The sequence below is a fragment of the Nostoc sp. genome, assembly GCF_036917135.1.
GTDB lineage: Bacteria > Cyanobacteriota > Cyanobacteriia > Cyanobacteriales > Nostocaceae > Nostoc.
The window spans coordinates 17,390-28,151 of record NZ_JBALEA010000069.1 but is presented as its reverse complement, the minus strand read 5'-3'; the positions used below and the strand labels follow the sequence as shown (position 1 = coordinate 28,151).

The following is a 10,762-nucleotide window of genomic DNA, read 5'->3' as shown; positions in this document are numbered from 1 at the left end:
TCTCTTATTTTCTCAGTTTATTCAATGTGGTTAAATTTAAATTTGTCTTGACAAACTACTGACATTCAATACATTATTTAACCAAGATTGTAGATTTTAAATAATTACGCATAGGAACTTCTACAAATCTATATGTAAATGATGCAGTCAATAATACAATCATAAGAAATACTCCTAAAGATGTCAATGCTTGATATTCTGTGAATTTTTTGCCAAAAACATCGTGAAAATTATAAAGCCACAATAGTTTTAACAGTTCCTGTAAAAACCAATGAACCATATAAACTGAGTAAGATATAGTGCCGAAATATAGCATTAATCGTGAATTTAAAACTTTTGATATCACAGTATTGTTGTTGATAGACACACCTAAAATTAGGATAGAAAAAGCTGGTAAAATCAGCCAATCATGAAGATTGCGAGAATGATGCCAGTAATAATGCATAATCAAAACTATCCAAATCGTGGCTATAATTACCAGTAAATTAAGATTGAAATATTTTTGATAATTGCCTCTACGATAGACTTTATAAGTTATAATGCCAAGTACACATTCTAGCCCACATCTAGCGATTGAAGGGATGCCAACAATACTATCTAAATTTCCACGAGTAAAGGTAATTAGTAGTAATATGCTCAAGAGAGTGCAACTATAAATCATCAAATCATTTTTTGGGCTATTCCTTAATAAAAAAAGTAAGATAAATGGAAATGCACAGTAAATAACAAACTCTACACTAATTGACCAAGCAGGTTCATTCCAATAGGTATCACACCATAATAAAGGTGGACAACTTAGGTCAAATGCTTGTAGAAGAAAAATATTTGCAAAAAGAGCAGTTAAGTTAAATTTACCAGTGAAAGCAGAAGTATTTAGTAAGAATATTTTTACAATTTCTAATCCAACAAAAAGAGACAAAATAAATATATGCAGAGGATAAATTCTAGCAAACCGCGAAAATAAATATGAGCGATATTTATCTAAACTCACTTTTAAATAAAAATCCTCTACATAAACGTGGGTCATGATAAAACCACTCAGGATGAAGAAAAAGTCAACCCACAAATATCCATTTTTGAAAAAGTCGCTATAAGCTGATATGGTTGAACCTATTTTAGGTAAAGCGTAGTAAGAAAAATGGTGTACAACAACAACCAAGGCTGCAATACCACGTAGAGAAGTAAGCGTTTTGATGTGTTTATACATTGAGACTATTGGCGTTTAACGATGTTAAGAATACAAAAAAATCTCAATTGGGATCTACGGATGCCAAGAGCCTTACTAGATTGTCTAGATAGGAAGAAATATTAGATTCAAGAATAGTGATTCGACTCTGGTGATTTTTTAAAGAAGTTAACGAATTAACCAGATCGCGAGTCAAATCTTGGCTAAATCTATCCCAGTTAGAGTTAGTTAGACAATTCATTGTGACTGCAATTGAGGGGGTCAGCATCCGTGTTGTATGCCACCACCCACTTGGCACAAAAATAGTTTCTCCTGGCTTGACAATTACTTTAATAGGAGTTGCCTTTGCAAACAGTGGAAACTGCTCTAAATCTGGCTGATGGATATCTGGAATCAAGGATCTATTTGATGACGTATCAACTGGATAGAGATATTCAGTTTGAACGGGTGAGAAAAGGGTAAACTCTTTTTCCCCATAAACCTGCATGATAAAAGCATGTAAGTGCCAATAATCAAAGTGTAAGATTGGGAATTTTGTCCCTTGACCTGCAATTAAAAGCTCCAAAAAAGCATTTCGCTGTTTTACTGGATCGGCTGCTGGTATGTAAAGCATCGGACTCAAGAGCCAATTATACTGAGAGTAAAGTAGTGTAGGTTCAATATCTGCAAGTAGTTCAGTGAATAGTCCGGGAATATCAGTATCTTTGAGATATGAACAAGGTTTCTCTTCAGTAGAAGCTAGAACTAAATCAATAAAATTTCGTAGTTGATAGCGTTGAGTATCAACTGTTACTTCTTTGGAACCATAGTTGTTTTTAAAGAATTCAGGAGTCCATGTTGACAATGCTTTCCAATCTTGGATTGCATCAGTGATCACAACAGGTTGCAATGGGTTAAGATATCGACTAGCAAACTCTTTATAGGATAAGTTAGCTACTTTATCAACAGTAATATTTTCTGGTTTAGCTATTAAGCTTCCATGATAATTTGTATTAGTAGGATGGGGTTGGCTTAGGAAATTTATAATCTCTTCTTTGCGATCTTTCATTTGAGCGAGTAAATCAGGAGTCAGTTTTTCCTTAGGAGCTTTATAGCGTAAGTTACCGCCTTCAATCCATAACTTTACATCTAACTGTTGAAGCTCTGATACAAACTTATCAACCATTTTCATATGTTTATTTACTAGCGAATTGATCGAATTATGCTTATTCGTGGATGGTTTAGGTAGTGACATATCGAAAACCTAAGTAAGTCGGCACAAAAAAAGCAAACAAGGCTCAAACCTTTTCTCGGTGCTTTATCCCAATGATAATTATTTATACCGACTTACTTAATCTGAAATATTGTATGTGCTTTATTTTCAATAATTACGACAGGTGATCATGGCTTTAGTGATCTCACTGCATATTGAAATTGTCTTAGCTTTCTCTCAATGGATTTGAATCTTAATACACCAGAGCGTAGTATTGCAAATTTACTTTTCGGATGGCGATCGGATAAAAGACCCAGAGCAAAAATTTTGATGCGGTCTCGCAGGGCAGACTTGCCTGGTGGGGTGGGTTCAAATCCAAGTTTGCGTAAATAGCTGTTGACTTGATATATTCTGGCTTTTAGATCGTAAGGTCGCAAATAAAAAAGGATACTCAAAGCCACAGAGACATTATTACCATTTTTGGCCCAATGGGGTGCCAGTATGGGATGGTGAAGTCCTTTGCCTGGTTGCAAACGGTAAACGCTTGCTTTACTCTGATTCTCCTCTCTATAATTTGCTACATTCAGGTCGCCTATATAAAATTTTTCAATCTCCTCTTCGCTCAGTACAGAACGATCATTTTGATTGAAGAGGCTCATATCTTTTTCGCCCTGAATTTGAAACAGGAAATTCAACTCACTATCGATGTGGTAAGGTGTAATAGAATTTGGAGAACCAATAAAGATATAAGCACCGAGCCAGGTCATTTCCTTCCGAAGAGGTTTACCTGTAAGAATTTCAAGTTCAGTTATAATCTGGTCGAGCAAAGCAGCGTATTCTGGATCTGCTTGAACATCTTCAAGCATCACCCAAGAATCGGATTCTCCAATATGTGCGATCGCCTCCGTGATTTGCTTGATTTGAGGTCGATGATTCCACTTTTGCTCAACAGGAACTTTGCTGACGTAAGACTGGATTTGGTTCTTTTTTCCTTGACTCAGGATAGTATTTGCAAGTTCAACTAAGCGTGGGATCTCAAACAAAGGATGTCCCGCAAGGTTATGCGAAAACATAAAATGAGAGTCGTTGAAGTTTTCTCGGAAATTTGAAGGGTCACTTTGAATGATTTGTTCAGGAAGCTTCAGATCGGACTTAATAGAACTATGTTCAAGTAGATTATCAACTGACATACAAAACCTTGATGGATGAGATGAGTATTTACTATTTGCAAAAATTACTGATGCTCACTATGCTTTCTGTGCAGATTGATTTTTTAGAACACTTCAGGAAACACTTGCAACTTGTAGATATTTGCCGGGTCGTTTGGTATCAGGAATATACCAGGCGGGATTCCCTTGGGGATCTCGTCCTAATTTGGCATCAGGTTGCGGAGGACGATTACGTAGGCTGTTATTGGTAACTTCGCGGTTTGTTACTTCTATGGGCGGTGCAGATAAGAACCCAGCAGACTGCATTTCGGCAATACTTTCTTTAAAGGCTGCCATTACGAAAGCCAGATCAGCTTCGGAATGAGATGTCGTCAAGAAGCAAGGACGGTGATCCCAAGTATGCACTCCCTTATCCCGCAGTAAGTAAAACAGCAAATCTCCGTAGGGGAACTCTGGTAAAGACTTCACCATGAAGAGGGAGCCGAAATTATAAGCTGTGAAAGGAGCCTGAACTTGCTGGAAATAGCCCATAAGTTCCGCTACAAACTTATCAGTTCTGGCATTGAGATTTTGCTGTAAGCTAGGGCCACTCTGTTTTAAATGCTGAAGTACTGCTTTGGCGGCTGCGAGTGCTAGAGGATGGCGGACGAAGGTACCAGCAAAGTAAGTCACGCCTACCTCTGGAACAGAGTCATCGCCAAACTGCCAAAACCCACCATCTAGAGCATCCATATATTGTGATTTGCCAGCAATGACTCCAATTGGTAGCCCACCGCCCACAATCTTGCCGTAGGTTGCTATATCCGCCTGTATACCGAAATGTGCCTGAGCGCCACCTGGATGAATTCTGAATCCAGTGACGATTTCATCAAAAATCAGGGCAATACCAGCTTCCTGAGTGAAATCACGCAATTGCTGAAGGAATTCTTTGGGCTGGTATTCAGGGCGACGGCTTTGCACAGATTCCACCATCACTGCTGCTAACTCATCAGCCCGACTTCTGAGGATTTCTAGAGACTCAGGCGAATCATAGTCCACCACCAAAATGTTCTCTACCATTTCTGGTGGGATACCAGGAGCAGCCGGAATTGACCGGAGTTTTTTTGTACCCCGAACAATGACTTCATCCAAAATACCGTGATAGGCTCCAGAAAAGATGGCGATTAAGTTACGCCCTGTGATGGTGCGTGCCATCCGCATCGCTCCCAGAACCGCTTCCGAACCTGTGTTGCAAAAGGCTGCTCGGTCAAAGTTGGTCAACTCACACATCAGCTTCGCCACTTCTCCAACTAAGGGAGTTTGCGGCCCAATTTCCATGCCGAGTTTTAGTTGTGCTTCAATTGCTTCGGTAATAAAAGGTGGCGACCAACCAAACAAATTCAAGCCAAAACCATTGCTTAAATCGACATATTCATTACCATCAACGTCCCAAAGTTTAGAACCTGATGAACGAGACACCACGATGGGATAAACCATCTCTTTCATCGTCGGGTTAAAGCCAGAAACAGTTCTTGGATCTGCCAAATAAGGACGATGAGTTTGAGTATATTCTTTGGATTTTTGAGTCCTTTGTGTATATCTTTGGATAATTTCCTCTAGATGAGTGCGTTGTTGTGATGTCAGAGTTTTAGTCTGAGTCTTTTCAATTCGAGCCGCCGCACCAAATGACTTTTTAGCGCCATTTGATTCTGGATCTACCGATGCTGATTCTTTGCTAGTTTCGGTTGGGGGGATGGATACAATATTTTGTGGCTTGACACCATTATTTTGAGATGTCGCTATAGGTACAACTGGGATTGTTACAGATTGACTGTTGTTACCCAATAGCGCCAATTGCTGAGTCATGATTTGTAGCTGCTGATTAATCACATTTTCTAGGAAATTAGATGCAGCAGGTTGGGGAGAAATCTGAGGTGCAGATCCATTTGCTCCATTTGTATGAACTTCATGCACTACCAAAGTGGGTGATGTGGTTACAGGTGTTGGTAATGGTATTTCTGGAGTTGGTTCTGCGACGGTTTCTATTAATCCTAATGCGGATAAAGTTTCGGGAGACAAGGCTTGATTGATCAAGTCAGCTAGCGTTACTAAATTCGGGCAAATTTCTAGTAACTGCCTAAGTGTTACCTTGACTTTAAATTTTTTCTTCAAAGCTAACCCGACTTGCGTCAGAGATAAGGAATCTAATCCCATTTCTAAAAATGTTGTCGAGTTGTCAATACTAGCTATTTCCAATCCCGATGTTTCTTCGATAATTTCTTTTAGCAGGGGAATGAGCTTTTGCTGAGGGAATGTTGTCATAGTTTGGGTCTTTTCTAATAACTGGGGATTTGGAAGTTTGGGAGTTGCTGCGCGATTGGGATGAGGTGGAGGATCAATCCAGAAGCGTTGGCGTTCAAAGGGATAAGTAGGTAGGGGAATTCGTTGTCGCGTTTCCCTTTCATAGAAGTTGCTCCAGTCAATAGATACTCCTGTTAGCCACAGTTGTCCTGCTGCTTTGAGTAATGCAGTCCATTCGGCTTCGTTCTCTGCGTTATCACCCAGAGAAGCGATCGTTATCTGTTGTTTAATATCTTTGGCTTGTTGGCGGGCTAAGGTCGTAGTTGTGATTCGCGGCCCAACTTCTAACAATACGCGTTCTCGCTGCTGCCATAAGGTTTGTACGCCTTCGGCAAATCGCACAGTCTGACGTAGATGTGTAGCCCAATACATCAGATCAGTTGCTTGCTGGGCTGTAATCCAGTCGGCGGTAACTGTGGAAACAAAGGGAATTTGGGGTGGTGATAATTTAACCTTTCCAACTACCTCAGCAAAGGGGGCAATAATGCTATCCATCATTGGGGAGTGGAAAGCGTGGGAAGTGTGTAAATGGCGACAGACAACTTCTTCGCTTTCTAATTGTTTTTGGAGAGCCGCGATCGCCTCTGTGGGGCCAGAAACTACACACAGAGAAGGGCCGTTAATTGCAGCGATCGCTAGTTCTGAACTCAATCGCGGCTCTACCTCTTTGGCTGGTAAGCGCACTGAGAGCATAGCCCCTTCTGGTAACTCCCACATTAAGCGACCGCGATTTGCCACCAACATCAACGCATCTTCTAAGGTAAATACACCCGCTATACAGGCGGCGACAAATTCGCCAATGCTATGGCCAATCATGGCTTGGGGCTTGACTCCCCAACTTTGCCACAGTTGCGCTAAAGCATATTCAATGACAAATAATGCTGGTTGGGTAAAGCAGGTTTGCTGTAGGGAGATAGCCGCAGTTTCGCGTAGGCGTAGCCCGCCTTCGGCATCGCTCGGTGCAGGATACATGATTTCTCGTAAATCCCTGCCCAGTAAAGGTTTAAGGATTTCCGCACATTCATCTACTACTTCCTGAAATATCGGTTCACGGTTGTAGAGATTTAGTCCCATGTTCACATATTGCGATCCTTGTCCGGGGAACATGAAAACAACGGCTGGATTGCGGATTTCTGTATGCCGAGTATTTACTTGATTTGGATCTAAAGATTGTAAGGCTGCGATCGCATCTGTTATATCGTGACAAACTACACTGCGTCGATAGTTGAAGGCTTTGCGCCCTCGCTGTAAAGTATAGGCGACATCAGCTAAGTTAATTTCGGCATTGTACTGTAAATACTGCTGTAAATTCGCTGTTGCAGCCTCTAAAGCTTTACTAGTTTTTGCCGAGAGTAACAATAGCTGCTGTGGACGCGAAGCACCTGAACTTGGGATTTGTGGCGCTTCTTCTAGCACTATATGAGCATTAGTCCCGCCGACACCAAAAGAACTCACACCAGCTCGTCGCGGAGTTTCGCCTTCTGACCATTCGGCTAGTTTGGTATTGACATAAAAGGGGCTGTTGGCAAAGTCAATTTTGGGATTGGGAGCCTCGAAATTTAAACTAGGTGGAATCTTTTTATAATGCAAAGCGAGAGCAGTTTTAATTAACCCTGCTACCCCAGCCGCCGCAACTAAATGTCCGACATTGCTTTTAAGAGAGCCGATGGCACAAAACTGTTTAGCATCTGTATGTACACGAAATGCTTGGGTCAACGCTTCAATTTCAATCGGGTCGCCTAAAGGTGTAGCTGTACCGTGAGCTTCAATATAAGATATGGTTTCGGGGTGAAAGTTGGCATCAGCTTGCGCCATTGCAACGGCCTCTGCTTGTCCGTCTACGCTGGGAGCCGTAAAGCTCACCTTATCAGCGCCATCATTATTGATACCAGAACCCCGAATTACAGCATAGATGCGATCGCCATCATTGAGTGCATCTTCTAAACGCTTGAGGACAACCACTCCTGCGCCACTATTGAACATAGTGCCTTGAGCGCTGGCATCAAAGGGACGACAATGCCCATCTCCAGAGAGCATACTGCCTTCTTGAGCCACATAACCGCTATTTTGGGGTGTAGTCATAGATACACCACCTGACAAAGCCAAATCGCACTGATAATTGGTTAAGGCTTGGCAAGCCTGAATGACTGCTACCAAAGAAGTGGAACAGGCTGTATTGACGCTGACGGCTGGGCCTTTGAGGTTGAGCTTGTAAGCAGCACGAGTGGTTAAAAAGTCTTTTTCATTCGCTAGCATCGTCTGAAACTCACCGATGCGATCGACAATTTCCATACGACCAGAAATGTGGTTAGCAAAATAAGTATTTTGACCACAACCAGCATACAAACCAATCAAACCCTCAAAAGACTCTGATTCATAACCGGCATTTTCTAGGGCTTCATAAACCAACTCTAGGAAAACTCTGGCTTGTGGGTCCATAACCACAGCTTCCAGTGGATTAATGCCAAAGAAAGCAGCATCAAAGGTTTCGCCCCCAGGAATGATTCCTCTAGCTTTCACGTAGCTCGGATCTTTGCAAAGGTTCGGGTCAATACTAGGGTCTAACTCCTCATCTTGAAAGAAAGTCGTTGATTCTAATCCCTCACACAGATTGCGCCAAAACTCATCGACATTTCCAGCGCCAGGAAATCTCCCTACCATGCCAATAATGGCAACACCATCAATAGGATCTTGGTTATCGGATGCTTGCATATTTACCATTGCTTAAAGAGCTTGCTGATGATTGCGGCGACGAGTACGAGATGCTTGTTGACGTTGGGCGCGATTTTGCAGCTTGTCAGAAGATGGTTGGCTGTTCTGATTTGAATGCAAATAGTTTGCTAAAGAGCCAATTGTTGAATACTGAAATAGCTTCACAGCAGCTAGCTCAATACCAAGTTCCTGTTGTACTCGCACAGCAACTTGCAGAATTGAGATTGAAGTTCCTCCCAAATCAAAGAAATTATCATCAATCCCAACGCGATCGATTTTGAGCAGTTCGGACAAAATACCTGCAAGCAGACGCTCTAAATCGGTTTGGGGAGCAATGTACGCTTGTTCCAGTTGCGGACGTTCTCTACTTGGTGCTGGCAATTTATGTCTATCTACTTTGCCATTTGCAGTCAAAGGCAGTGATTCTAAGATCACAAACGCTGATGGCACCATGTAATTAGGTAGTCGTTGTTGTAAGAAACTCCGCAATTTATTGTGTGTATAACTACTGTTATACTGAGGAACAATATAAGCTGTCAATAGCTTTTCACCTATTTCATCCTGACGAGCTAAAACGACAATTTCCCGAACGTCAGGATGCTGTGCAATTTCCCGTTCAATTTCCCCTAGTTCAATTCGGAAACCGCGAATTTTTACCTGATTGTCAATACGTCCTAAGAACTCGATCTTGCCATCTTGAAGATAACGAGCTAAATCTCCAGTCTTGTAAAGGCGCGTTGCCAAATTGCTATCAAAGGAGTGAAAAATAAATTTTTCGGCAGTCAAGTCGGGACGGTTCAAATAGCCTCTAGCTAATCCATCACCACCAATGTACAATTCGCCAGCTTCTCCAATTGATACTGGTTGAAGGTTGTTATCTAATATATAAACTTGGGTATTAGCAATTGGGCGACCAATAGGAATAGAGACATCTGGTTGTAGTGGCGCTGTTATAGGATGGCAGCAGGTAAAAGTTGTATTCTCAGTTGGACCATAACCATTAATTAGCTGGCACTTATCTACTGTTTGGAAGAACTTCTGTACATGAGGAACAGATAAGACATCGCCACCCGCTAAAAGTTGACGCAACGATTTTAAAGCATCAATTTTTTCATCCACTATGAGGTGGAATAAGCCGGCTGTTAGCCAAAGAGTGGTAACTTGGTATTGTTGAATAATCTGCCCTAATTCTTCTAAAGATGGTGTATGAGGAGGGTAGATTACTAGTCGCCCACCGTTAAGTAAGCAACCCCAAATTTCAAAAGTTGAAGCATCGAAGGAAATAGGAGCAAGTTGCAGAATTATTTCTTCAGCCGTGAGGTGAGCATAATTAGTTTCTTTGACTAATCTGACGACACCACGATGGATAACACTAACACCTTTGGGTGTACCTGTAGAACCTGAGGTATACATGACATAAGCCAAGTTATCAGCAGTGACGCTAGTGCTTAGGTTCTCTTTTTTATTTGGGGTGATTGCATTCCAATCTGCATCTAGACAAATTACCAATGCTGTATGAGTAGGTAATTTGGCAACTAATTCTTTTTGAGTTAATAGTACTGATACCTGGGTATCTGACAACATGAAAGCTAAACGTTCTTGTGGATATCCTGGATCTAGAGGTACATAAGCTCCACCTGCTTTCAGGATTGCTAAAAGTGCTACAACCATTTCTAAGGAGCGCTCTATGCAGATTCCTACAAGAATTTCTGCACCTACTCCTAGTGTTTGCAGATGTTGTGCTAGTTGATTAGCACGAGAATTCAAATCTCGATAGGTGAGATGCTGATTATTAAAGATTAGTGCTACAGCATCAGGAGTTTTCTCTACTTGTGCTTCAAACAACTGATGAATACACGCTTGCTGAGGATAATCAGTTTGAGTCTGATTCCACTCGATCAGTAGGTGTTTTTCGGATTCTTTCAAGATAGGTAATGTTAAATTATATTGTTCTAAGTTATTTTCTGATAATGAGGTTTTACAGTCAGGTGCCAGGAATTCTTTTTTACTTATAGCCAATGAATCAGTTATTGTTTTCATATTAAATCTCCGCAAGAAAATACTTTTTGCAACTTGTGTATTTTTTAAGTACTGCTGCATTTTTAACTAAACAATTTTATGGTCTAGCGATGCAGTTAATATCACTACTAAAATATACAAAAT

At 41.1% G+C, this 10,762-nt stretch carries 5 protein-coding genes; all 5 read right to left on the bottom strand.

Features of this window, described 5'->3' with window-relative positions; translation table 11 throughout:
• Positions 1-73 precede the first annotated feature (73 nt).
• The 5 genes from V7K50_RS20450 to V7K50_RS20430 all read right to left on the bottom strand — a co-directional run bounded on the left by V7K50_RS20450 (position 74) and on the right by V7K50_RS20430 (position 10,639).
• Positions 74-1,207, bottom strand: coding sequence for an acyltransferase family protein (locus tag V7K50_RS20450; protein WP_334963170.1), 1,134 nt, complete (start codon positions 1,205-1,207; stop codon positions 74-76).
• A gap of 43 nt (positions 1,208-1,250) precedes the next feature.
• Positions 1,251-2,420, bottom strand: a complete 1,170-nt coding sequence (locus V7K50_RS20445) for a cupin-like domain-containing protein (RefSeq protein ID WP_334963168.1) — start codon at positions 2,418-2,420, stop codon at positions 1,251-1,253.
• 146 nt (positions 2,421-2,566) lie between these two features.
• Positions 2,567-3,568 carry a cupin-like domain-containing protein gene (locus V7K50_RS20440; protein ID WP_334963166.1) on the bottom strand — a complete coding sequence of 334 codons (1,002 nt, stop codon included), beginning with the start codon at positions 3,566-3,568 and terminating at the stop codon, positions 2,567-2,569.
• Between the two features lie 93 nt (positions 3,569-3,661).
• Positions 3,662-8,608: an aminotransferase class III-fold pyridoxal phosphate-dependent enzyme gene (locus tag V7K50_RS20435; RefSeq protein ID WP_442944641.1), complete on the bottom strand. Its 4,947-nt coding sequence runs from the start codon at positions 8,606-8,608 to the stop codon at positions 3,662-3,664.
• 3 nt (positions 8,609-8,611) lie between these two features.
• Entirely contained in the window at positions 8,612-10,639 is a 2,028-nt protein-coding gene (locus tag V7K50_RS20430) for a non-ribosomal peptide synthetase (RefSeq protein ID WP_334963162.1), read from the bottom strand.
• Positions 10,640-10,762: the final 123 nt, after the last annotated feature.

Excerpts from the sequence above, each read along its gene's own strand:
- V7K50_RS20450 (WP_334963170.1), bottom strand. The coding sequence starts at position 1,207 with ATGTATAAACACATCAAAACGCTTACTTCTCTACGTGGTATTGCAGCC.
- V7K50_RS20445 (WP_334963168.1), bottom strand. The coding sequence starts at position 2,420 with ATGTCACTACCTAAACCATCCACGAATAAGCATAATTCGATCAATTCG.
- V7K50_RS20440 (WP_334963166.1), bottom strand. The coding sequence starts at position 3,568 with ATGTCAGTTGATAATCTACTTGAACATAGTTCTATTAAGTCCGATCTG.
- V7K50_RS20435 (WP_442944641.1), bottom strand. The coding sequence starts at position 8,608 with ATGGTAAATATGCAAGCATCCGATAACCAAGATCCTATTGATGGTGTT.
- V7K50_RS20430 (WP_334963162.1), bottom strand. The coding sequence starts at position 10,639 with ATGAAAACAATAACTGATTCATTGGCTATAAGTAAAAAAGAATTCCTG.